The sequence below is a fragment of the Methanomicrobiales archaeon HGW-Methanomicrobiales-1 genome, from assembly GCA_002839675.1.
GTDB lineage: Archaea > Halobacteriota > Methanomicrobia > Methanomicrobiales > Methanospirillaceae > Methanoregula.
Genome location: PGYM01000001.1, coordinates 1,158,926 through 1,182,943 on the forward strand (window position 1 = coordinate 1,158,926; position 24,018 = coordinate 1,182,943).

Consider the following 24,018-nt stretch of genomic DNA (forward strand, 5'->3'; position numbering starts at 1 on the left):
AGGGATCACATGGACGAAAGCGCCGGCACAACAGACCCGTCAATAGAATCAGAATTCGTCAGGACCTGCAAGTATATCGATCTGTACCTCCAGCAAAAAACGGACCTGTTCCTGCAGCACTATGTGTTAGAACCGTTCGATCTCCTGTTCAAACGGACCATGTACCTGTCAGTAATTGTCACTTTACTCGCAGGAGGGACCCTGGCCCTGGGATTGGGAATGATCCTTTTCCTTTCCACCTTTGTCCCGCTCTGGGCAGCCCTGCTCATCATGGGTGCAATAGTCTTTGCAGCCGGCGGGATCATCGCGCACATCATTTTGTCGGATAAAATTGTCTTAAAGACCCCTACTGCGGAGACGATTGACCATGGAAAACCGTAGGCCCATAACCGAAGAAGATTTACTTGTCACCGAAAGGTTGATCGCAGAATCCTATAAGAAGCTGAAAAAAAGTGTGGTACAGGCACCGGTTCGGGCGCTTGGCCCCATAAGCCAGGTGATCAGCGATCACCCGGTTGAAGCTGCAGCAACGGCAGTCGGGGGAGGAATCGCTGCATACGGGATTGCCAGGATGTTAGCCCCGCACAGCAGGGATAATGAATATCGAAAAAAGCACGGCAAAAAAAAGAAATCTAAGCGCCGGTACGACCCGATGATGGATATCCTCTCGGCAATTGTCCCGCTGGTAATTCCCTATATTGCCGGCTATCTTGAGAAATACATGGGTAATTCAGGGACATCCCACGAGAAAACCCCCCAGCAGGATTAATTTCTTCGCAGGGGATATGTAGAATTTTTTTTTATATCTGCAACTATCAGTTTGCCCGGATCACAGGATATCCGGTTACCCCATAAAAAAAGTTGCGGGAATATTACAAACCCCGGATCCCATGCAACTGGTGCGGATGAATAATATTAACCAGAAGACATAGTAATGACTATGATTCCCGCTGGCATATCGCGGACCGAGCGCATCGTGCTCTTCATCGCGCTTATCGTCATCATTATCCTGGCGGTGAAGATGACTGCATACATTGTCACCCTTTTTGTCATGGCACTCATCCTCACACTCCTTGCGTTGCCCGGTTTGTTCTGGCTGAAAGAAAAAGGACTTTCCTATTTTCATGCAACGCTCATCATCACCGTTATTGCATCCGTTTTAATTCTTGGATTCTTTTTCCTGACCTTCCTATCATTCCATACGCTCCTTGCAGATCTTCCGCAGTATCAGGCAGAACTCAACAATCGTCTCCAGGAGATTTCAACGATTCTTTCATCCTATGGCATATCCAGTGTCTCCAACGGGGAGCCAACGATCAATCTCAGTCAGATTCTCTCGGTCGCACTTGGGGGAGCCATGAGCGTTATCGACGGAATTATGTTTCTCTTTTTTGTCGGGATAACAACCTTTTTCATGCTGCTCGATGCTCCGAACATTTCCACCCGCCTTGAACAGAGGTTCGGCAAAGATTCTGAGACCATGCAGCAGTTCTCCCGCATGACCGGCTATATCACCGATTTTATCGTTGTCAGGACGGAGACGAACTTCGTCCATGGTGTGCTCTTTGGGAGTTTTTTGGGAATAATGGGGGTCCAGGGGGCAATTCTTTGGGGAGTCCTGACATTCCTTCTTGGCTATATTCCCTATTTCGGGCTCGTAATCGCAGCCGTGCCAGCAATCTTTTTTGCATGGATCCAGTTTGGCATACCGGGGGCAGTCGCAGTCATTGCCGCAGTTTGCGTACTGAACCTGGTTGTCGAGAACCCGGTGTATTCCTTCCTTGCAGCACGGAAATTCGACATGCCGGCTCTTATTGTCATCGTGTCGGTGATCTTCTGGGGCTGGCTGCTGGGACTCGTGGGCATGCTCTTTGCAATCCCTATCACCCTGCTGGTCCTGATGGTCTTCCAGATGTGCGATGAACTCCGCTGGATCAATGCCGCACTCGGGGTCGGTCATCTCTTTGAAGAGTTAGGGAACAAAAATAAGGGGCAGGAAATCGAGCATTAAAAAAAGAATGACAGGATCTTTATTTTCCTGCACCTGCGGGTTTTTCCGGAACCCATCATGCTTTACGCTATGAAGACCAATAATAATACATAATAATCGGTTTTGGCAATGGGATCATCCCCCTGTTCAGGGTATATCCATCCCATGCCCTTTAAAAAACCCTTTTTATCCCCATGGATCGAACACGAGATCAGGTCTGTTACCCTGAGAGAACACCCATTAAAACCGTAAAAAAATGATAAAAAACTCCGTAAAACCTGAAATTCCCGGAACCCGAAGCGGGTATGTTATCCGGTTCACCTGCCCCGAATGCTCTACAGAAAATTCCATTGTCAACAAATCCCCGCGGGATCATTATAAAGCGACACGGGATGCAGCGTGCAAGAATTGCAAGAAGCGTTCCCGGATCATCACCCCCGACATGCATCACACGGCCTATACATCCGTGTAATCGTTTTTATGCACGCATGTGCTTTACCTGAAATCCGGTCATCTTCTCAGATGATAATAGACCGGGCTGTTTGTATGGTCACAACCAGTTACAACGAAAAAAGGGATTGGTTTTAGTTATAGGGATATTTTCTTTAAGCGAAGATCCAACACGCCGTTTTTGAGCGTAGCTCTTGCCCCGCTCCTGGTGACAGGTACTGGCAGCGATATGAGATGGTGAAGGGAAAAGGATTGCTGCTGGGGTTGGTAATAACGATCCTCTCCTCCAGAATCATCATCCTGCCAGTTGCAGGAAATTTTCAGAGTGACCGGATCTACCAGGTCAGCAGAGATTACCGCTGTATCCATGCCAGGGATCATATCCACGGTCACTATCACTTCATCATCGTGCCCGACAACTTCTGCGTTCAGGTTATGCAGGTACTGGCATACGATTTCGGATCTTTCTTCATCAGGCAACAGCGGATTATCAGTTGGTTCAAGTGCAAGCTGGAACAGGTAGTCCATGGATGCTTTGAGTTCATCGAGTTCATCATAGATTGACCGGTGATTACGTCGTACCATTTCTCTACCTCCTCTTTTTGTTGCTCAGGTGCTGATCAACCTGGATACATGGACGAGTGTTGTTCATGCCAATATAGGTATCTGCTTGAGGAGAAATGAGAGAGGGCTGGATCGAAAGATAAGGAGTCACCCCCGTATCCTTTGAAAAAAACAGCCGGGTGTGGAAAAGAGGAACTAGACAGAGCCAAAAAAAGTATTCTTAATAAAAACTGAAAGTGATTTTTATTAATAATCGGTAACATCCGGCTGCTGGCTCAATACCATAATATCCGGCGTATTTTCCAGCAGTCCTGCAAGGTATTTTCCTGCCCATTCTTCCGTTTCATATTCTAAAAACGGGCGAAACGAGCCCTGTATTACCGCATTTTCTTTCTCAAACCGGAGCAATCCGATTGGAGAACCTCCCAGCCTGACAAGTTTGTTTAAGTCATTTAAGGGGTACTTCCCGGAACTGAATACAAATTTGGTCTCATCGGGAAACCCGACTGCTATTGCAACAAGAAAGGTATTTTTGGCTTCTTTGAGCATCTCATTAACCAGATCTGATGTATTTCTCATGATGTACCTGTCAAAGGGTTGCAATTCATGACATAAATAATTCGTTAAATGCCGCGTACGGTGTTCCATTACAGGATTATCCGGGTATAAATTCATCCTGTCCAGGAGGAACAGGATACTCCCCGGCCCGGGGGGAACATGCGTCAATACATTTCAGAAAAAGTACGGAAAAAACGGTAAGATGTGCCGACAGGATCTGCTCACCGCATCGTAAAATGGATGGCACGGGGATAAATTCCATTCCCGACATTCCCTTTCACACATCCAGGGAGATGTCATCGAACCGGGGCATATCTCAGGTCATCACTACCCTGGCCCGGTTCCAGGCGATCACATTTCCATTGCAATCGATCTCAAAGGAGGCATCCGTAAAAGTCGATAATCTCTCAGTGAAATGTCCCTGCCTGCGATTCCAGGATCCTGCCCTTGTGCAGGAATTGACGGTAATCAGGATGGACATTCTTCCCGCTGGTCAATACGTTAATCTCCTGAACATTCAGAATAATTATCACAGGGTGTAGATATGGGAGTCTTCCGGTACGAGAACAAATATGCAGCACCGACAAAAGAGCAGCGCGAGCGGTATATGACCGGGGAACGCGAAGAGCACACCTTTGGCCCGGATGACAAGATTCTCCTGATCGCGTATGACGAGGCAGTGTACATCAAAGACGATATCGACGAGGTTCGCATTCTTTTTACCGGGATCAAGGATAAGCAGAAAGCGTACGATGAGGTGCGGACGCTCATCGAGCACCACCAGCAGAAAAGCGAGGAAGAATCACCATTTTCTACGGCAAATGAATACTGAGGTATCGAACCCGTTGTACCGTTAATAGCCAAACCGGGCCGGCCCAGGGGAAATTTCCCATTTTTACGTAATTCAGGCATTTTTGAAATCTCTCTTTTTTTTTGCTTATTCTTTCACCATCGAAGGGAAGGTAACCTATAAAACTCCTCAGGGATGCGGCACTGTTTGGGGAGTGCATCTCCTTGACCCTGTTATTGATTCACTTTTTTATCAGGATTTTTCCCTGACCATTTAAGGTCCTTTCCCCACGCCCGGCGGGACAGGATGGGGGGGTCAGTGAGGGACAATTCGTTTTGCACGGAATGGTGATATCTGGATGTATTCTGTCGTAATTTTTTGGAATTTGTTTGCAGGGTTGTGGCCATAATGATTAAATGTCCCTCACTGACCCCCTATCATCCCTTTTGATTTTTGGACCGGATTTGCTGTATTTTACGGTATATCTATGCCCCTATAATGTTGTGATGAGGGAAGGGGGGTCAGTGAGGGACAAACAAGATTTGCGGCGGTCCATAGAGCAGTTATCTGGAGCGATGGTGAAAAAAATCCGGGCTTTTGCTTTACTGTTGCGATGCACCCCGCCGCCCCGAAGGGTGCCCAGCGGTGGATCAATGACGAAAAAATGCTGAAACCCAAGTTGCCCTACCGTGCATCTGACTGGGCATTTGGTGGGGACTCCTCGTATTATCATGGATTTTTTCCGTTTGGACGCGAACTTTCCGTTCATTTGCATCACGATGGAACTAAAAAAAAACCTGATGGATCATTCCAGAATATTTTTCCCTTTTTCTGCCACAAGATTCCTTAGCAGGTGACCAATATATGGATGAACTCATCGAAAAAATCCGCAGTCATGTCAGAGACGAGCTCGGGACTGCGGGTTCCCATGGCATGGATCACACCGAACGTGTCACCCGTTTGTGCCGGATTATTGGAAAACGCGAGCATGCGGATATGGACATCCTGATCCCTGCCGCCCTGCTCCACGATATTGCCCGGCCTCTTGAAAAGGAGAGAGGGTTGCCCCATGAGACTGAAGGGGCACGGATGGCGGAAGCCTATCTCGCATCAATACACTACAATCCGGAACTCATCCCCGCAATCGGTGCTGCGATCCGTACCCACCGCTTCCGGTCTGATGAAAAACCGGCAACTCCCGAAGCAAAGATCCTCTCCGATGCAGACAAACTCGATGCTCTTGGAGCAATCGGTATTGCCCGGACATTCATGCGGGCAGCAGAACACGGCGGCGATATCAGTGATGCTGTATTTCATTTCCACGACAAACTGCTGAAGTTAAAAAATTTGATGTACACGGAAACGGGTCGGGATATCGCGGGAGAGCGGCATGTATTTCTCGCAACATTCCTCGAAACTCTTGAACGTGAGAGGGGAAAATAAAGAAGATTATTTTCTCATGGTAAGCTGAGATATCCCCAATACCGCAAGAACTGCGATGATATTTATTCACTTTTGATTATTGGGCAAAACGGATACAAATGACAACATTTATTGTAGTTATCCGGTAAAACACGTTTACCAAATCCGTAAGAATTTCCGTTCAGAAAAACGACTTCATCGGTTGTTTCCTGAAGGATAGATTGTCCGGGTATTCTGATGAAAATTCAATACATAATGCTGATCGGGATCTGTCTTCTTTTGTCAGTTACAACAGTATCTGCATTAAACGGGAACTGGACAGAGATCAATTCATCAGCAGAATTTCCGCAACGATACCACCATACCTCGGTAGTTTACGGGAATTCTCTCTGGGTGATGGGCGGGTATGATACGAATTACCTGAACGATACATGGTATTCTACTGATGGTAATATATGGCACCGGGCCAACGCATCTGCGGAATTTCCGGCGCGAACCTGGCACACGTCTGTCGTGCACGCTAACCGCATGTGGGTGATCGGGGGTACACTTTCCGGTTTGGAAAAACTGAATGATGTCTGGAACTCGACGGATGGCATTATCTGGGAACAGGCAAATGATTCCGCAGAATTTCCCAAACGGGATGCACACGCATCGGTAGTTTACAATAACCGTATGTGGGTTATCGGGGGTACTAATTCTGTTGGGGTGGGGCTGAATGATGTCTGGAACTCTACCGATGGGATGGACTGGAAATTGACCAATTCAAGTGCCGGGTTTTCTGCCAGGTATGGTCACTCGGCCCTTGTCTTTGATAACAAGATGTGGGTAATTGGTGGCAACGATGGCGTGGACAAAAATGATGTCTGGTATTCCAGCGACGGGATCGTATGGGTCGAGGCAATCCATAACGCTGCATTCCCGCCCCGGTACAGCCACACTTCCGCGGTCTATGATAACAAGATGTGGATAATTGGCGGAATTGGCGGAGCTGCGATCAGAAATGATGTCTGGTATTCCTCTGATGGCATTACCTGGACTATTCCCACGGTCACCGCCCCCATGCCATCACGTGAGGGTCACACATCGGGGGTATACGGCTCGAAAATGTGGATTCTTGGCGGGTATAACGGCGCGACCAATAAAAACGACACCTGGTCATTCCTGTCCTCCCCGGTCGCGGGATTCACCGCCAGCCCGAGGTCCGGCAGTACTCCCCTTTCGGTAACATTTTCAGACACATCGACGGGATATCCCTCATCATATTCATGGACATTTGGCGATGGTGGAACCGCGTCAATTGCCAATCCTGTACATAGCTACACAGCCGCAGGCACGTACACGGTATCCCAGACGGTAACGAACAGTGATGGGACAAGTACCGAAACAAAAGCGCAATACATCTCGGTAACTATCCCGGAGCCCGTCTCCGTCGGCGATGATGTACCCTCATCAGAACCGCCACTGGCCCATGCACTCATGACAACGACCGTGAACGTAGGAGGGGATTCGGCAGTGACCCATGCGACCCTGACCGGCACCGGGCTTTCAGATCTCATCATAACCGGAATCGTACGGCAGGGACCGGGGACTGATATCCCCCCTCCACCCGGTATCGTATACCAGTATATCGATCTCGTTCAGGCACGGTACATCACCATAACCGGTTCGGAGATACATTTCTCTGTCCCGGCTCCATGGCTGGAAGAGCACTGGGTAAGCCCGGATAATGTGAATATGTACCATTTTACCGGTACAATGTGGGAAGCACTACCCACAGAATTCGTCAGCACAAGGGACGGCCGGGTTTTTTTCTCATCGCAGGGTTCCGGGTTCTCGTTGTTTGCGATCAGCGGGAAACCCGGTGAAAACCCGGACGGTCCTCCTACCAGCCATGCCCCGTATGCATCGGGCGATACCCCGCCAAATCCGGAAAATCCGCCTGCTGTCACAAGCCCGGTTGTCGCGCAGACAACATCGCCCCTTCCGGTACTATCGATCCAGCCGGCCCCGGGTTTTCCGTTTATTATCGTACTCACCGTCATTGGTTGTACCGGACTCCTTGCCGGTGGACTACTGGTACGGAGATGGTGGATCCGGCAACAGAACCCGACATTATTCCAGGAATACAAGTGATTCCAAAGTCAGGCATTTTTACCAAAAATAGCATTTAGGCCAATCCAGATCGATCCTGACTTTTAAAAATCCATTAACACCACCGGTATGAACATATCGGCAAAATATTATCCAGCAGCCGGCTGAATAATGGATGGGAACTTCAATGGATGACCAGATAACCGAAGACGAGCCCTGTGAGCAGTGCGGACTCTGCTGCCGGATATTCGGCCCTGGTATTACACCAACCGTACCGAATGTGTACATCTGGATAGAACAGGGGCGGACCGATATCCTGCGCTGGTTTGTAGCATACAGGGAGAAAAGCACGCCGGTGAACTGTGCGGACCTCCATGCTGAAGACCTCGGGGATGTTGTCTCTGTGGAGATGCGCAATCCCGACACCGGGGATTATGTAACCGTCTGCCCGTTCCTGCGCCGGGTCACAAAAGAGCGGTACCTTTGCGGAATTCACCAGGTAAAACCCGACATGTGCTGCACCTACCAGCCGTGGATCTGGGGCGAGACATACTTCAACCGTTGCAAAGGTTTGGAAAAAACCAACCGGGCTGGCAGATGGCCATTATAAGCCGGTAGCCTGCGTCTCCGGGAAATATTTTCATTACCGTCCGATGATTTTTTGGTAAAAGTTTTTAATCGGGACAGATCCCGGAAATTCTTTCTCTCACCACATCTGGTTTACATCGGACAAGGGGCCGTTTTCGTTTATGGGCCGGACTGCTGATAAATTTTGAGAGGACAAATGGAACGGGGCACACCCGTATCGCCGCGTTGACCTGTCCGGATGTCTCCCATGTTAATCTCCCTTTTATATTTTTGATGCCCCTTTGGTTCTTCCAGGGATATCGTTGCGTATTGAAAAAAAATCAAAATTGAGAAAATTCCAGGTTAAATATACTGGTTTTTCCGCAGCCAGTCTGACTGTGGCTTGAGATACCGGTAAATAATATCACACTTCTCGTCCTGGAAACTCCACGGCATGACAATAACGGTATCGCCTTCCCGGATCCAGGCTCGTTTCTTAATCTTTCCCTTGATCCTGCCCATGCGGGTGACGCCGTCCATGCACCGGACACGGATGTGATTTGCCCCCAGCATCGTTTCGGCAAGGGCGAATTGTTCTTTGTTCCATTTCTTGGGCAGCCGTACACGGGCAACGGGTGAACCATCGGGGTTCACGGCATTTGGATCTGCTGCTGCGTCATTGTTTTTTTTATGAAAAGCACTCATTCAACCAACTACAAATATATAAATATATTGGGGGGCTGACACCATGAAGCTATGTTTGCTACGCTCCGTAAAACAACACCGGTGACCCGGGGCTAAACTGCCCGTACCATACATAGGCATATGAACTCACGAACCAATGGTAGCCCAATACGGCATGACGATGAATTCTCCCGTATCGGCCCGCACGGGCTGATAACGTTTTCACCAACCGCACCATGGTAACCGGGGATATGATCTCACGCTTTGATTCCACAATACTTTTTAAGGCCTGCGAATACCGACAATCCAGACACCCCCGACCTGCAAAGCGTAAGAAATATGGAGTATGAACGGTTGTGCCGGCGAGGAACACAAATGGATAATTATCAAGGATAGATATGTCACAACAACTTGGCGGACAGCAGGTCCTGATTCTCAGGCAGGGAACGACACGGAACCGTGGGCAGGAAGCCCAGAACAACAATATCGCTGCGGCAAAGGCGGTGGCAAACGCAGTCCGGTCAACGCTCGGGCCAAAAGGAATGGACAAGATGATGATCGATGCCACGGGCGATATCGTGATTACCAATGATGGCGCCACCATTCTCAAACAGATGGACATTCAACACCCGGCCGCAAAGATGATGGTCGAGATCGCAAAGGCACAGGACGATGAAGTGGGCGATGGCACGACAACGGCAGTCGTCTTTGCCGGGGAACTCTTAAAGAACGCAGAAGTCCTGATCAGCCGGAAGGTTCACCCGACCGTTATTGCCGAAGGCTACCAGCACGCTGCAGCAAAAGCGCTGGAGATTCTTACAACGATTGCTATCAGCATACAACCCACCGACAGTGCACGGCTGAAACAGATCGCAGAGACAGCAATCAGTGGCAAGGCGGCAGGGGCATACAAGGTGCTGCTCTGCGATATTGTCGTCCATGCAATCACGATGGTGGCCGATCCTGACGGTACCGTAGACATCGGGCACGTGAACATCCAGAAGAAAGTTGGCGGAAAAGTCGAAGACACTATGATCATCGAAGGCATGGTCATCGACAAGGAACGGGCCAGCCCGGGAATGCCGCAGCTGGTCCGGAACGCAAAAGTCCTCCTCCTCAACGCGGCTCTCGAGTACAAAAAGACGGAAGTCAACGCGAAGATCAATATCTCCCGGCCCGAGCAGGTCCAGGCATTCCTTGAAGAGGATGCACAGATGGTTCGTGTCATGGCCGACAAGATCATAGCAAGCGGTGCCACGGTTGTCATCTGCCAGAAAGGCATTGATGACACCGCCCAGCACTACCTGGCAAAAGCCGGCATATTAGCAGTCCGCCGCGTCAAGAAGAGCGATTGCGAAAATATTGCCCGGGCCACCGGGGCCACGATCATCAACAGCATCGATCTCATCACCCCGGGAGATCTCGGGAGAGCCGGCCGGGTAGAAGAGAAGAAACTCTCCGGCCATGAGATGATCTATGTCTCGGAATGCAAAAATCCCAAAGCGGTCTCGATTATAATCCGGGGCGGCTCGGAGCACCTGATCGACGAGCTCGAACGTGCCATGCATGATGCACTAATGGTGGTCAGCGAGGTTGTAAAGGACAAAAAAATTGTCCCGGGCGGCGGGGCTCCCGAGATCGAACTCTCGCTCCAGCTGCACCGCTATGCATCTACGGTCGGGGGCCGGGTCCAGCTCGCCATCGAGGCATTTGCATCGGCACTCGAGATCATCCCGCATTCCATTGCCGAGAATGCCGGTCTCGATCCCATCGATATGATTGTCGCGATCCGGGCTGCGCATGAAGCGGGTCACCGGACCTTCGGTCTTGATGTCTATGAGGGAAAGCCGGTCGACATGCTCAAGGCGGGCGTTGTTGAACCCCTGCGGGTGAAAAAACAGGCAGTCATGAGCGCTGCCGAGGCGGCGGTGATGATCCTGCGCATCGACGATGTCTTTGCATCGCGGGCCTCCGGGCCTGCCGGGGGGATGCCGCCGGGTGCGGGTGACTATTGACTATGAACACTGCACATGCAGAAAACAGGACAGGAGGGATTATCGAATGAGTGTACTGGTAAAATTCCTGCAGTCAGGATCATTCCATTCCGGGGAATTCAAATCCCTGGAACTCGACCAGATCACCAAATTCGAGATCAACCGCCAGCGCAATTCCTGTGAACTTATTGCCATTACTCCGGAAAATCCCCAGCAGAACTTCCCGTACGTGATCGCACGAAGGGACATGGAGTACAAGTTACAGGATATATTGAATGAACTCCAGAAACTCAAACAGGAAAAGAAGGATATCATCTACGAGATAACCGATGCCGAAGTCCGGCTGATTAAAAAAATATAACCGTTTTTTTAGGATCCGGCCCCTCATTTTTTCCGGGCAGGTACCCGGCTACATCATCGTCCCGGCCTGCAATGCCGGGCGATGCCGGCAGCCGTCGGGACCATTCCATACCTATAACCGATGAACCCCGTAATGAGATGTATGAGTCAACGACTGGATTTTATCTCCCTGCTCCGGTTAAAACGCCCGGATTTTCTTACCACCATGACACCGGAAGAGGAGGTAACAATGGGAGAGCACATCGAATATGTCAGGAACCTCTCTGCACTAGGAAATATTGCCATGAGTGGCGCAGCAGTTGACGGTTCCGTTGGCATAGTCATCTATCGCGTGGATTCGGCAGATGAGGCACGGCGGCTTTTTTATAATGATCCTGCAGTGATCGCAGGGATCGGGTATCCCGAACTGCACCAGTTCCGGATCGGACATCTGACCGCGAGCTGATATTTTTTCCGGGAATTATCTGAACTCTGTAATCCCCGGTCAAATGACCCGTGGGAAAAAAGACCATTTACGAGTTCAATAATATTTACCGTGCGTTTCGGGAAAAATGTCCGAGAGGGGAATTTCCATCAGGCCCGTAATCACCGGCCACCGTGGCCTTTTTTGGAATCTTTTATGTCCTGGGTAAGCTCCCGCTGCAACTCCTGGCGTTTCATCTGCTTTTTTATCTCGGCATACACCGTAGAAGAACTGATCCCGATGATGATTATCACCAGCATCAGGCTCACCCAGAGCATCGTTCCCTGCGAGGACATAAAGGCCGCCCAGAGTACGGTTGCAAACGCAATGAGGTAGAACAATATCCATAACCGCAGGGTGGGAAATTCCATCTTGTTATCCTTTGCTGTAAACACCGGTTGAGAATCCTGCCGGTACTATTCCTAACAGTATTTTTTCACTGCACACTATTTACATCATCCTTTATTGTTGCTGGTTATCGGATACAGGAAAAGGCGGACATTTCCGGCATCGGGAACAAAACACGATTCACATTATAAACGGGTTATTTTTTCGCAGCATCCAGCAATAACTGCACTAACTCTTCCGGCATGCTGGCCATAGGCACGTGGGATGTAGGCAACTCAACAAAGTTCCACTCATTTTTTGCAGCGGAAATTTTTTGCTTTGCACGATTAGTTACTGATGAAAATTCGCTTTTGGTGCAGAGGATATAGGTTTTTGGCAATGATTTTATTTTTACGGGGTCAAACTGCAGTTTTTCGACATAAGGCGCAGCCGGCTCCAGGCCGGCAAACGACAGCGGGTCACTACCGCTGGAAACAATAATGTCAAACAGTGATTGTCCCGGATCTGGCACAGCAGCATCGATATACACCAATTGGCTGATACACTCTGCCATGCGGGATGCAATGCCGGTTATTATCATCCCGCCATAACTGTGCCCGACCAGGATGACATCCCGTAAATTATTTCCGGCTATTATCGTGCAGACCTGCTCAATATGCACAGTCAGGCTGCTGCTGTGTTCGTCTTTGAGAGTCGGCGCAAAAACATGGTGGCCCTGCGCTAAAAGCACAGGCACAACAGGGTCCCAAATCCGGCCTCCCATCGTACCGTCCGGGGTATGCACAGGATCTCCCCGGGTAAGCTTGTTCCACGTTTCTGTTGTCATGTTGCCGCCATGAACCAGAACATAATTGGCCATTTTTAAAAACACTCGCTAATCAGATATTCCTGATACGACATTCTTTTTTTATCCGATAAGAGGCTGTTGCATGAAGAAAATAAAAAAATTGGAATTCTGCCAGGGTCCCGCAACGGACAGCCGTCTCTTTTCAGGGGGAGAAAAGATCTGGGAAATAATCCAGCAGAGGTATTGACATACACCATTTCATTATTGTACCCAGTCTGGTACCGCGAAGAATGAACGCTATGTCCTGGGGGGATAGTATGAATTCACGGTATACCGGTTCAGGACAGCAGATAACTTCTCCCGCATCACGATAAGAACCGGGTGAAAAACAATAATGAGTTATAATATACGGGAAAAAATACCCACAAGCCGGAGCGTTTGAAGCACATGACTACCGTTCTTATCGTGGATGATAATCCTGACCTCCGGGAGTTATTCGCGGCAACTCTTGTCTCATTGCAGTACAGCACCCTGACTGCCCCGGGGGGTCTGGAATGCCTGGAGATGCTGACAAAGGTCAGACCGGATATCATTCTTCTCGATGTCATGATGTGGCCCCTTGACGGGTGGCAGACGCTCAAGAAGATCAAAGAGTGCCCGGATACAAATTCAATTCCGGTCATTATGATTACCGGTAAAGATGCTATGTATGAAGAACAGCAAAAATTTGGCAGTTATTACGCGGATTATATAACAAAGCCGGTCACCCGGGCAATTCTCCAGGAAAGAATCGAAAAGGTACTGGATACCCGTCATCATAACACCAGTCCTTCGGACTGAAACTTCCTCATGCTCATATGAGCGTTTCCGGTCACATTCCGGTTTACCCGCCTTTTTTTGTATACAACTATTCCAAACCGGGGGATAATTCATTGGAACGTAATGTTCCCTGAACAGTTATTCCAGGCATCGAAAGGCTACCGGATAACGCTTCAACGGAGGGCGCAATAAAAAGAAAAAAATCTAAAATATTTTAGGAGGATGGAGTTACCTGAAATTTTCCGCAATTCACGCAGGGGGAAAAATTAGATCCCCGGGGCATAAACACACCTTCCACCCCCGCAGCAATTCCGTATCTTGCTTACCGGAACAGTTCATGCAGGGAGAACTGGTACGGGCCAAGCTTCCCATCGAAATTCGAAGCCCCGATATGGCTTGCTTTCCCGGTCTCCGCTGCTGCCCGGATACCGGCCTTCATGGCTTTTTTTATCGCCGCTTCATCCGTCCCGTTCATGACGATCTCGTAGATAGAACCCACGCCATCCGGAACAAGGGAGTCGGCAATCCTGCCTTTCAGAGTCGGGCAGAACATATGGTTGGTGCTCGCCGGCATGGGAAAGCGGTAATTTTTGGCTGCCACCTTCGACCCGCTCCTGACAATACCCCCGGCAAAACTCGTGATGATCCCTTTCATTCCTACGATTGCACCGGCTCCGGCAGTCGCAGCCGCGAGGGCGGATGGCTGGTCTTTTGCCATGATGAGGAAATTTCCCCCGGCAATTCCCTTTACGGTGCCAAACCGTTCCTCGCCTATGTACTCACCTTCCATGACGGGAATCTTCCAGCAGCTTCGCCCGCCAACACTACAGCGCTCTTCGTACCGGTCGCCGAAATAGTGCATCCGGGTAAAAAACCGCGAGCCCGCATCCGGCAGGCCGTCAAATGCGCTGGTCGTAGGTGCCGGGAGCACGCACTGGGAGATGCGTGCTGATACATTAGCTTTCATATTCTTCTTCTCTGCACAGATCAGGACAGAAACGCCCGGTCTCCCGTCCGGAGTCTCACCTGGCAGGAGTTCGCCTTCGATTCCCGCTTCACAGGGACATGCGATCCGGGAGGTGGCAAAACCGGTTGCGTTCACGGCTGCAATATGTGCCCATTCCATCGTGGCCGCAGTGATAATGATCCGCGAGATCCAGACCGGGAATGCCTCGGCATAGGTATCGAGAATTTCTGTACCATTGATCTCCATGATATCCTCATCCCCTCAGGGATACACGATTCCATCTTCGGTGATGATATGATCCATGCGAACATCCGTCTCATCCAGCGGAAGGCTGTCGATCTCCTGGCAGGCAAATGCGATACCGATCTTCCGGAGGTCGGTGTACTTTTCTAAGAACCGGTCATAATACCCGGCCCCGTACCCGATCCGTCCTCCGGTCCGGTCAAAGCCGAGCATCGGGAGGATGATCGTATCCACATCCTCGCCCCGTGCCGGTATCTCGCTGCCGATGGGTTCGGGCACGCCGAATGTGCTGGGGACAAGAGCTGCAAAATCCCGCAGGTACGAGAGCCGGAGGCTCACATCCTCTTTGACGATGATGGGAACAACTACCGGATTGCTGCGTGCGAGCAGGGCGGTGATGATCGGCACCGTGTGGACCTCTTTTTCCTTGGAAGTATAGGCCATCACGGTCTCGCCATCTCTGATGAGGGTCATGAGGTGGCTGGAGATGATCGCGCTCTTTTTCTCCCGCTCTTCCGGTTCCATGGCGTCCTTGCGCTGCCGCAGGATATGCCGTATGCTGCTCTTCTGCTCCCGCATGGGCAGTAGTAGAGAACCAGAATATTTATGCTTTTCCGGGTTCGTTCACGAATGACCGGGGAGAGTGGCCAATGCCTCGATATCGGGATTATTCTGAAGGTGAAGAGCGGGCATCAGGCCACATTTTTTTATTGTTTTCTGTCATTTGCTGCCGTACTGCAAATTTTCCTAATTCTGACAGGGGTTTCATTTTCTTCCTTCTGCGTATCCTTTGCAGCCGGGATATAGAATGCATTCCGCTCCAGCGATGCATTCCGTTCCTGCGGGGGATATCTCTTCATCGATGCGGAGACATTTGTAAATACATCAAGGGCATTGTACCCGGTTCTGCTCCGGCTCATGATATTCCGGAGATCTTCCCGGGAGAACACTGACGCTATAGCGTCAAGATCTTCCCCGCAGAGATCACACAGGCCATAGATTGAGAAAATGAGAGGGATCCCTCTCCGGTCATATACCTGGGAGAGCAGTCTTTTACCCACCTTCCTGATTAACACCGGTCTCACTCTCTTGTCGCATGCATCGATGAGGAGGTGAATCGCCATTATGCCATTGCGTTCAATTCCGGCGAGGCTCTCAAGATCTGCGACCATGAACAGAGCCGCCCTGTCGATCTTCCCGCCATTTTTTATCACATCCATTACGAAAGAGCCACCGTCAGCACAATCCGCCCTGATGAATTCCCGCAACATACGCTCATGGTCATGGCTGAACCTGCGCTCCCCCCGTTGCATCTCGTCCACCAGCTCCTCTGCAGACAGGTACAACTCGGAGAATAGTCTCCCCCACGCATCGGAAAGCGGGCCATATGCTGATCTCTTTGATCCCGTTTTTAAGCAGGTCTCGAATATTCCGAACAGCTCTGTTAACCCGCAGCTCTCCAGCCTTGACAGGTGGGCATTTGGCGGGAGAGTTCGGAGCATCTTCATGATTATTAATAAATTATTTTCCTCACATATCTGGATTATCATTTGGTGTCCGAGGAAGATATGGAACTCTGCCCAATCGAATTGCAGAAGGGAGTGGTAACTAGGTTGTCGAAAGAAGGGGGTTGATACCTACACCCCTTTTGAGATTTTCAATCTCAACATCCATTCACGAGCGACAGGAGATGGTGCCGGAAGAGATCGATTGCCTTTTTCGTTCCCACCCGTGCCCTCTCGCTGTCCTGGTAGCCCATCGTGAGGGTCATCTGCCCCCTAAACGTGCTGGTGACAAAACAGGTGGTGGGCATGTAGCCGCCCGGGTAGCAGACATAGGCACCGGTGAGCCCTTCACAATCCGGGAGCGTGATCGGCCCGGGATTGGAGATGAAGATATCCGCAAGACCCGCTTTCTGCATGGCTGCCATCTGCTCTACCATCCGGTGTATGCACCGGCCCTCCGGGTCACAGGCCGCATCCATCACGGCCTGCTCAGCGATGCCAATGGATTTTCCCTTGAGTTGCTTTGTCTCCTTAATGACCCGGGCAAGGATCTCTTCCATACCCTCGCCCTCCATGCGTTCGAGCGCAAAACAGACGTTCGTGGCCTGGTTGCTCATCACCCGGGACCCGTCGTTTCTGTGCTGGCGCAGGTTAACGGGAAAGAAGATCTCAACCGGCCCCATCCGGCCCGTGAGATCGCTCATCGCAAGGAAGTAGGCCGCCATCACCGCATCATTAACATTGCCCCCGAATGTCCGGGCACGGGCACGGATTGCTTCCAGCACCGGGGTACTGATACACTCCCGGTGAAAAGTCGCAGGCTGACAGGAAGTGCCGAACGGATCGGGCCACAGGGGGTTGATCACCAGCATATCCGGAGGTACCGGAGTTCCCGTCCGGTCCAATTCCCGGGTCCAGAGCGTATCGCGTTCCGGGATTCCTCCCTTTGCGGGACAAATGCTGCCAGGCTTCCGGTATTCCTGCAGCAGCTGGGACATAAGCGTGTGGAGACCAAACGCATCAGCAGCAGCATGAGCGAGGTTGATGACAATCACATCCCCCGAAGGTCTTCGCAGCAGCCGCACGCGGAACTGCACCGGCCCGTAAGGATCCACCGGCCCGATGACCCGGGGATAATAATCCCCGTCGCATTTCTCCACCTGCACGGGAGGGACACAAACATCGTTAACCATCTCCCAGAATGCCGGGCCATTTCCCCGCACCAGCCGGCTGTGAAGAATGGGATGGGCCAGGAGACATGCCTGCGCAGCCTCTTCAAGAGTGCGGGCATCGAGCCTCCGGTCAAACTCCATCACCGCACACAGGGTGGCATCACCCATGAGCCTGACGGAATCGGTGAAAAGGTCGAGGGCCGATGCCTCCCGCGTGTACATGCTCAAATCAAGAAGCCCCGGGTTAATAAATTTGCACTATGAGGGAGTGAAGGTAAAAGATTGATCGTAAAAGTATGGGGATACGAGATTCCCGCACAGGTGCAACAGATTTTTTCTGAAACCATCAGATGCAAAAAGGTTAATGTGTTGCCGCATAAAATTCACAGAAATTCTCTGGCAGGTCCTGGTAGCAAGGCAAAAAAGGGTGTCCCGGAAGATCCAGCACACCTTCCGGTTACCGGGCTGTTCCATAAAACAAAGGAGCAATCATATGCAAACGGGTAAAATTTTAAGTTTTGTTCTGGTTGGTTGTCTGGTCCTGATGGGTTTTGCCGTTCTCGCGGGATGTACCCAGCAGGTGCCGGACGCCGGTGTGGTAAAGACTGACGCCGGCTCGGTTTCAGGAATGCAGCAGGGAGGACTCCGGGTTTTCCACGGCATCCCGTTCGCAGCTCCCCCGACCGGTAACCTGCGCTGGAGACCGACCGAGCCGGTCAAACCCTGGGACGGCGTGAAGGAAACGAAGATGTATTCACCGGCCTGTCCCCAGCCGTTCGCTGCAGATCCCGGCCTGAATATGAGCGAGGACTGCCTGTACCTCAATGTCTGGACCCCGGCACAGGGTGCCGATGAGAAGCTGCCGGTCATGGTCTTTTTGTATGGCGGGGCATTCGGCAAGATTGCCGGCTCCATGCCGCTGTATAACGGGACTGCCCTTGCAGAGAAAGGGGTTGTAGTCGTTACACCCAATTACCGGGTTGGTGCTCTCGGCTTCCTCGCCCATCCCCAGCTCGATACGGAGTCCCCGTATAATGTCTCGGGCAATTACGGGCTCCTTGACCAGATCGCCGCCATGCAGTGGGTCCAGCGGAACATCGGGCAGTTCGGCGGCGACCCGTCCCGGGTGACCATCTTCGGGCAGTCAGCAGGCGGGGAGAGTATTCTCATCCACATGGTCAGCCCGCAGAGCACGGGGCTGTACCAGCAGGCAATTGTCGAGAGCGGCACGTTCTGGACGAACGGGGCGGAAATTGATTCTCTTAATTCAAAAGCCGATGCCGAGCAGCTCGGGGAGACATATGCACAAAGTCTCGGGTACTCCGGCCCGGATGCGATTGCACAGATGAGAAAACTGAGTTCTTCGGAAATTGCCAATGCAACGCCCTGGCCGGCCTCACCGTTCCAGATGGTGAACTCCCGGCATTTCGAGCCAACGATTGACGGCTGGCTCATCCCCGATTCCCCGGACAAACTGTTTAGTCTCCACCGTGAGAACCCGGTTCCCCTGATTATCGGGAACAACGCCGATGACGGGACCACCCTTGCCGCAGATGCAAACATGACCGTTCCGGCATACCGGACGTACATCCAGAACCGGTTTGGGCAGGATGCACCTGCGGTTCTCGCAAAATATCCTGCCAATTCAACCGCAGAGGTCCAGATCCAGCTTGAGCAGATCATGACCGACTATGACTTTACCGATGCGGTGAAGTTTGTAGCGGGTTCAAATGCAGAACTGAATCCGGACACCTACCGGTACCAGTACTCCTATGTCCTGCCCGGGCAACCCTATGGAGCATTCCACGGCAGCGAGACCATGCTGTTATTCAAAGTCCCGATACCAGAGAATCCGACGAATGACGTGGTTGGTGACAACCTGATCGATCTCTGGACCCGGTTTGCCAAGACCGGGGATCCAAACGGAGGTATGAATGTTACGTGGCCACGATATACTAAGGAGAGTGGCCAGTATCTTGATATCGGGGCAGTCCCGGTCGTGAAGAGCGGATAACAGATCTCTTTTTTTTGCCGGCAAAAAAACGATAACAAACTCTCACAGACTTTATAATATCCCAGGGGGAATACACCCCCATGCGATTGCTTCAGTTACTTCTATTTATCTTCCTGATACTTGCGGTAAGTGTCTGTGGGTGCACGGCCCCGTCTCCGGCCCCGGCACAAACTCCCCCGGCAACAGTAGTTCCCACGACATTTTCGGGATCCGGAGACTGGAAATTTGTCGTATTCGCCGATTCCCCCGACCCGGCGGGGAACACGACCACCGGTGTCAACCCGGTCCTCATCACGATTTCCAAAGCTATTGCAAAAGAGAAGCCGGATCTGGCCATCTATATGGGGGACCTGGTCAACGGGTGGGAATTAACCAAGGCATCCCCGATGGAGGGCAATTATACGGGCCAGTTCGAAAACTGGATGGAATACGTTGCTCCCATCCATAATTACACTGATGGCACGGGTATACCAATCTATGTTATCCGGGGTAACCACGAGGATGGCCCGAACCAGACCATTGCTCCCCTCCTAGATGCCTATCTCGCAACGGCGGCTGCCGGCATGCCGGTAAACGGCCCGCCCGGCGAAGAGAAGTTAACGTATTCGTTCACGCACAACGGTGCAAAATTCTTATTAAACGATAATTATATCGCACACAATGGCAAGAAGGAGACGGTGAACCAGAGCTGGGTCTACGAACAGCTCACGCAGGAGACACGACCGTTCATCTTTGTCTTCGGGCATTCTCCCGCGTATGCCGTGGTGAACGATACTGAAGAGGATGATTACGCCATTGACGTTCATTCCCAAGAGCGCGATATATTCTGGAAGAGCATGGTCGACAATAACGTCTCTGCCTATTTCTGCGGGCATGCCCACCTGTATGTCAGGGGCGAATCCAAAGGAGTCCAGCAGGTAGTCAGCGGAAACGCCGGGGCACACGCGATCCCCTTCGATCCCGCGAATGTCGATCCTGCACTTACACTGGAGTACCCGAATAAGACCATCACCAAGAATGACCAGAGAGTCGGCTACGTTGTCATCACGGTCCATGAAGAGACCAGGACGTTTGACGGGGTAGAGAAACAGTTGAACCCGGTGACCGGGGAATGGGAGACCGGGGATACGTTCACCATCAAAGCCCGGTGAAAATCAGGGATATCCGGGCATAGGTGCAAAACGTTACCCCTCATAAACAGGGAGCAAATCCTCCCGCATCCTTTTTTTACTCTCAGTAACTGACACGACTACGGAACAATTTTCATAGTACGTTTTTCTATTGATCCATTCATCCTCCTTTATACCGGTAAAGAGCCAATCCATTTGTCCCGATCGGGCCTTTCATTCGGCAAGCCATACCATTAAACCGTAACAGGCCTAAAATCACCATAAACACTCCGGTTTATACCGTGGTGACAGAGGGATGGCAGGTTTTTCATGAGGAATTCATATTCATCAGGAACCGGGTTATCTTATCGGTCAAAAAGGGGATGAAATCCAATGCAAACAGGTAAAAAAACAGCGAGTATTCTGGTAATCTGCGTAATCCTGATCGGATTTTTTTCATGTGCAGGATGTACCCAGACAGCACCGGCAACCGGTGTCGTAACTGAACCGGTGATTGTGAAGACTGCCGACGGCTCGGTTTCAGGATTACAACAGGACAATCTCCGGGTTTTCCACAGCATCCCGTTCGCGGCTCCCCCGACCGGTGACCTGCGCTGGAGACCCCCCGCACCAGTCAAACCCTGGGACGGCATGAAGGAAGCAAAGGAATATTCGGCAACCTGTCCCCAGCCGGGATCTGCTGCTCCTTTGAATATGAGCGAGGACTGCCTGTACCTCAATGTCTGGACCCCGGCACAGAGTGCTGATGAGAAACTGCCGGTCATGGTCTTTTTCTTTGGCGGGGGGTTCAAGGAAGTTGCCTTCAACATGCCAACGTATAACGGGACCACCCTTGCAAAGAAAGGAGTCATCGTTGTCACGCCGAACTACCGGCTTGGGGCTCTCGGGTTCCTCGCCCACCCCCAGCTCGATGCCGAGTCCCCGCATAACGCCTCGGGAAATTACGGGATCATGGATCAGCAGGCTGCCCTGCAATGGGTCCAGAGGAATATTGACAAGTTCGGAGGGGACCCGTCCAGGGTGACCATCTTCGGGCAGTCAGCAGGTGCCGAGAGTGTTCTCGTGCATGTTGCCAGCCCGACGAGCAAGGGGCTCTTTTCGCAGGCAATTGTAGAGAGCGGCCCCTTCTGGGCGCACGGGGCGATCATCGATGCCACGCACCCGAAAGCGTATGCAGAACAGTTTGGCACGGAGTTCGCGACAAGCCTCGGGTACTCCGGCCCGGATGCGATTGCACAGATGCGAAAGGTAAGTCCCGAAGCCCTGATCAATGCAACACCATCGCCGTCACCCGGCTTCTGGACAACCCACACCGTCAAGTTCGAACCGACGGTCGACGGGTGGATCCTTCCTGACTCCATGGACAACCTGTACCTTTCCCACAAGGAAAACCCGGTCCCCCTCATGATCGGGAACAATGCCAATGACGGGACAACGCTCTCGGCGGGCGCCAACATGACCGTCTCAGAGTATGTAAGCTTCATACGGGGCAGGTTCGGCAAAGACGCCGATGCAGTCCTTGCAAAATATCCCGCCAATTCGACTGCCGAAGTCCAGCTGCAGCTGGCGCAGATCATGACCGACTACGACTTTTCCGACTCGGTAAAGTTTGCAGCGGGTTCTATGGGAGACATCAGCCCGGACACGTACGTGTACCGGTACAGCTATATCCTGCCCGGGCAGCCCAACGGGGCCTTCCACGGCAGCGAGACCCTCCTGTTATTCGGTGTACCGGTTCCCGCGAATCCATCGGTATCTGCAAATGTCGTTGATCTCTGGACCCGGTTTGCAAAGACGGGAAACCCGAACGGCGGGATGAATGTTACCTGGCCGAACTATACCCGGGAAAAGGGCCGGTATCTCGATATCAATACGACCCCGACTGTGATGACTGAGGAGTAAATCACTTTTTTCAAATATTTTTTGTTAAGGAATTTTTCAAAATTTCTTAAGGAAAATTTAAAAAAAAAAGTTTTTGATATTTTGCCGGGATCTTTGTGCCTCTTGGAATTAACCAGCAGGATCAGAGTATCTTCTTTCCTGCGTCGGTGCCGGGTTTGATCTGGTAGACCTCGGAAATCTTCAGGATCACTGCAGACTTTGGAGAGAGGTTGGCCTTGAACTCTTTCATCCACGCAACATCCTGCTGGAATATCTTGTCATTTGTATGGAGGGTCACCGGACCCTTGAGCTGAAAGCCGCCTTTCTCTGCCCACCAGGATATGGCAACCTTCGGGTTATCTTTCAGGTTCTGGAGCGTCTTTAAGAAAAACTGGTCCGAAATAAGAAGTGTTTCGTTATCCAGAAGTTTGAACGCCCCTATCGGAACTACGTTTGGCATACCCTCTTTTGAAGAGGTTGCCATGAACACCAGCTTCGTTCCCGTCAGCGATTCCTTGATCTCATCTGTCAGTGTAACCATTGCTGAACCTCACATTCATCATTACTTCAAAGGCACTTATTGGTTTTGCAGTTCTCCCGGTTTTTCGGCAATATCAGGAGCAGTAATCCCGGAATTTTTCTCCGGGCGGATGCGACGGACGGGGGCTCTGCTGGGAAGATTGACGAACGGGGGCTGTCCTGGACCATCATCCGGGTTTTTTTAGGAATGCAACATTATGCCGCAACCTGTTTTGTCTGGAACCGGGGGCGGATCTTTTCGGAGAAATATTTTCCAATCTCATCCGAATGCATAAAATCCTTATAGACCTTGGGGAGGACACCGGAATACTGGTAAACAAGTCCTGTCTGAAATTCTATCTCCAGGATTTTTGTGCTTTCATCATATCCCACGGAGCGCAGAATCCGGGATTTAACGGGTTGTCTTTCCAGGTATATCACCACTCTTTTACACGTGTGCTGAATGGTTAAGGGTTTTTATAAAAATTTTTGTTTGGATACACGGCACCGGATTTTTGTTCCGGAAGGGTAGTGCAACGGTGGGCCGGTGCGATAAATGAGGGTACTGCTAAGTGACCATGACAAAGGCAGTTACACGTTTTTTTGTTCACGCATACGATCCTTTTTCATCATCTACCAGCATTTTAAAAACAGCACATTCTTGCCGGGTTACCCGTGAAGGGTGATTTCATGAAAC

The 24,018-nt window shown here is 51.1% G+C and carries 29 protein-coding genes; 19 read left to right on the plus strand and 10 right to left on the minus strand.

What is annotated here, in order from left to right:
- Positions 1–9: 9 nt before the first annotated feature.
- From CVV30_05815 to CVV30_05835, 5 genes are all read left to right on the plus strand, one after another.
- Entirely contained in the window at positions 10–381 is a 372-nt protein-coding gene (locus tag CVV30_05815; protein ID PKL70857.1) for a hypothetical protein, read from the plus strand.
- On the plus strand, positions 368–769 hold the full coding sequence (locus tag CVV30_05820; protein ID PKL70858.1) for a hypothetical protein: 402 nt from the start codon (positions 368–370) through the stop codon (positions 767–769). The genes CVV30_05815 and CVV30_05820 overlap by 14 nt, the downstream gene beginning before the upstream one ends.
- A gap of 171 nt (positions 770–940) precedes the next feature.
- Positions 941–2,011 carry an AI-2E family transporter gene (locus tag CVV30_05825; protein ID PKL70980.1) on the plus strand — a complete coding sequence of 357 codons (1,071 nt, stop codon included), beginning with the start codon at positions 941–943 and terminating at the stop codon, positions 2,009–2,011.
- A 235-nt stretch (positions 2,012–2,246) separates the two neighbouring features.
- Positions 2,247–2,462, plus strand: coding sequence for a hypothetical protein (locus CVV30_05830; protein ID PKL70859.1), 216 nt, complete (start codon positions 2,247–2,249; stop codon positions 2,460–2,462).
- Positions 2,463–2,674: 212 nt separating this feature from the next.
- The gene (locus CVV30_05835; GenBank protein PKL70860.1) at positions 2,675–3,004 is read left to right on the plus strand and encodes a hypothetical protein; all 330 of its coding nucleotides are present in this window, start codon (positions 2,675–2,677) and stop codon (positions 3,002–3,004) included.
- Between the two features lie 246 nt (positions 3,005–3,250).
- Here the strand turns inward: CVV30_05835 and CVV30_05840 are convergent, their stop codons facing one another.
- Complete coding sequence (locus CVV30_05840; protein PKL70861.1) at positions 3,251–3,583, minus strand: hypothetical protein; 333 nt, start codon at positions 3,581–3,583, stop codon at positions 3,251–3,253.
- 215 nt (positions 3,584–3,798) lie between these two features.
- On the opposite strand from CVV30_05840, the gene CVV30_05845 reads away from it, so the two are divergent.
- The 6 genes from CVV30_05845 (at position 3,799) to CVV30_05870 (ending at position 8,478) form a co-directional block, all read left to right on the plus strand.
- Positions 3,799–4,104: a hypothetical protein gene (locus CVV30_05845; GenBank protein PKL70862.1), complete on the plus strand. Its 306-nt coding sequence runs from the start codon at positions 3,799–3,801 to the stop codon at positions 4,102–4,104.
- Between the two features lie 2 nt (positions 4,105–4,106).
- On the plus strand, positions 4,107–4,394 hold the full coding sequence (locus CVV30_05850) for a hypothetical protein (protein ID PKL70863.1): 288 nt from the start codon (positions 4,107–4,109) through the stop codon (positions 4,392–4,394).
- Positions 4,395–4,965: 571 nt separating this feature from the next.
- Positions 4,966–5,202 carry a hypothetical protein gene (locus CVV30_05855; protein PKL70864.1) on the plus strand — a complete coding sequence of 79 codons (237 nt, stop codon included), beginning with the start codon at positions 4,966–4,968 and terminating at the stop codon, positions 5,200–5,202.
- 14 nt (positions 5,203–5,216) lie between these two features.
- Positions 5,217–5,795: a phosphohydrolase gene (locus CVV30_05860; GenBank protein ID PKL70865.1), complete on the plus strand. Its 579-nt coding sequence runs from the start codon at positions 5,217–5,219 to the stop codon at positions 5,793–5,795.
- Positions 5,796–6,011: 216 nt separating this feature from the next.
- Positions 6,012–7,910, plus strand: a complete 1,899-nt coding sequence (locus CVV30_05865) for a hypothetical protein (GenBank protein ID PKL70866.1) — start codon at positions 6,012–6,014, stop codon at positions 7,908–7,910.
- Positions 7,911–8,055: 145 nt separating this feature from the next.
- A complete protein-coding gene (locus CVV30_05870) occupies positions 8,056–8,478 on the plus strand; it encodes a zinc/iron-chelating domain-containing protein (GenBank protein ID PKL70981.1) in 423 nt (140 codons plus the stop codon).
- A gap of 320 nt (positions 8,479–8,798) precedes the next feature.
- Here the strand turns inward: CVV30_05870 and eif1A are convergent, their stop codons facing one another.
- Positions 8,799–9,140, minus strand: coding sequence for a translation initiation factor eIF-1A (gene eif1A / locus CVV30_05875; GenBank protein PKL70867.1), 342 nt, complete (start codon positions 9,138–9,140; stop codon positions 8,799–8,801).
- A 377-nt stretch (positions 9,141–9,517) separates the two neighbouring features.
- On the opposite strand from eif1A, the gene CVV30_05880 reads away from it, so the two are divergent.
- From CVV30_05880 to CVV30_05890, 3 genes are all read left to right on the plus strand, one after another.
- A complete protein-coding gene (locus CVV30_05880) occupies positions 9,518–11,134 on the plus strand; it encodes a thermosome subunit (GenBank protein PKL70868.1) in 1,617 nt (538 codons plus the stop codon).
- Between the two features lie 46 nt (positions 11,135–11,180).
- On the plus strand, positions 11,181–11,474 hold the full coding sequence (locus CVV30_05885) for a hypothetical protein (protein PKL70869.1): 294 nt from the start codon (positions 11,181–11,183) through the stop codon (positions 11,472–11,474).
- A 120-nt stretch (positions 11,475–11,594) separates the two neighbouring features.
- On the plus strand, positions 11,595–11,918 hold the full coding sequence (locus tag CVV30_05890; protein ID PKL70870.1) for a hypothetical protein: 324 nt from the start codon (positions 11,595–11,597) through the stop codon (positions 11,916–11,918).
- 140 nt (positions 11,919–12,058) lie between these two features.
- Here the strand turns inward: CVV30_05890 and CVV30_05895 are convergent, their stop codons facing one another.
- Positions 12,059–12,307: a hypothetical protein gene (locus CVV30_05895; GenBank protein PKL70982.1), complete on the minus strand. Its 249-nt coding sequence runs from the start codon at positions 12,305–12,307 to the stop codon at positions 12,059–12,061.
- Between the two features lie 173 nt (positions 12,308–12,480).
- Complete coding sequence (locus CVV30_05900) at positions 12,481–13,143, minus strand: alpha/beta hydrolase (protein PKL70871.1); 663 nt, start codon at positions 13,141–13,143, stop codon at positions 12,481–12,483.
- A 375-nt stretch (positions 13,144–13,518) separates the two neighbouring features.
- Between CVV30_05900 and CVV30_05905 the strand changes: the two genes are divergently transcribed.
- A complete protein-coding gene (locus tag CVV30_05905) occupies positions 13,519–13,911 on the plus strand; it encodes a hypothetical protein (protein PKL70872.1) in 393 nt (130 codons plus the stop codon).
- A gap of 301 nt (positions 13,912–14,212) precedes the next feature.
- Here the strand turns inward: CVV30_05905 and fhcD are convergent, their stop codons facing one another.
- From fhcD to CVV30_05925, 4 genes are all read right to left on the minus strand, one after another.
- On the minus strand, positions 14,213–15,103 hold the full coding sequence (fhcD, locus tag CVV30_05910) for a formylmethanofuran--tetrahydromethanopterin N-formyltransferase (protein PKL70873.1): 891 nt from the start codon (positions 15,101–15,103) through the stop codon (positions 14,213–14,215).
- 15 nt (positions 15,104–15,118) lie between these two features.
- Positions 15,119–15,679: a 5-formyltetrahydrofolate cyclo-ligase gene (locus CVV30_05915; protein ID PKL70874.1), complete on the minus strand. Its 561-nt coding sequence runs from the start codon at positions 15,677–15,679 to the stop codon at positions 15,119–15,121.
- 128 nt (positions 15,680–15,807) lie between these two features.
- Positions 15,808–16,608 (minus strand): hypothetical protein, encoded by an 801-nt coding sequence (locus CVV30_05920; GenBank protein ID PKL70875.1) that lies wholly within the window; start codon positions 16,606–16,608, stop codon positions 15,808–15,810.
- 155 nt (positions 16,609–16,763) lie between these two features.
- Complete coding sequence (locus CVV30_05925; GenBank protein PKL70876.1) at positions 16,764–17,999, minus strand: hypothetical protein; 1,236 nt, start codon at positions 17,997–17,999, stop codon at positions 16,764–16,766.
- A gap of 60 nt (positions 18,000–18,059) precedes the next feature.
- Here CVV30_05925 and CVV30_05930 point away from each other — a divergent pair, with 60 nt between their 5' ends.
- From CVV30_05930 to CVV30_05945, 4 genes are all read left to right on the plus strand, one after another.
- Entirely contained in the window at positions 18,060–18,284 is a 225-nt protein-coding gene (locus tag CVV30_05930) for a hypothetical protein (protein PKL70877.1), read from the plus strand.
- Positions 18,271–19,791, plus strand: a complete 1,521-nt coding sequence (locus CVV30_05935; GenBank protein PKL70878.1) for a carboxylesterase family protein — start codon at positions 18,271–18,273, stop codon at positions 19,789–19,791. The genes CVV30_05930 and CVV30_05935 overlap by 14 nt, the downstream gene beginning before the upstream one ends.
- Positions 19,792–19,871: 80 nt before the next feature.
- A complete protein-coding gene (locus CVV30_05940; GenBank protein ID PKL70879.1) occupies positions 19,872–20,942 on the plus strand; it encodes a hypothetical protein in 1,071 nt (356 codons plus the stop codon).
- A 351-nt stretch (positions 20,943–21,293) separates the two neighbouring features.
- Positions 21,294–22,823 carry a carboxylesterase family protein gene (locus CVV30_05945; GenBank protein ID PKL70880.1) on the plus strand — a complete coding sequence of 510 codons (1,530 nt, stop codon included), beginning with the start codon at positions 21,294–21,296 and terminating at the stop codon, positions 22,821–22,823.
- 121 nt (positions 22,824–22,944) lie between these two features.
- On the opposite strand, the gene CVV30_05950 is transcribed toward CVV30_05945, so the two are convergent.
- Positions 22,945–23,343: a flavin-nucleotide-binding protein gene (locus CVV30_05950; GenBank protein PKL70881.1), complete on the minus strand. Its 399-nt coding sequence runs from the start codon at positions 23,341–23,343 to the stop codon at positions 22,945–22,947.
- A 194-nt stretch (positions 23,344–23,537) separates the two neighbouring features.
- On the minus strand, positions 23,538–23,753 hold the full coding sequence (locus tag CVV30_05955; protein ID PKL70983.1) for a KTSC domain-containing protein: 216 nt from the start codon (positions 23,751–23,753) through the stop codon (positions 23,538–23,540).
- Between the last annotated feature and the right edge of the window lie 265 nt (positions 23,754–24,018).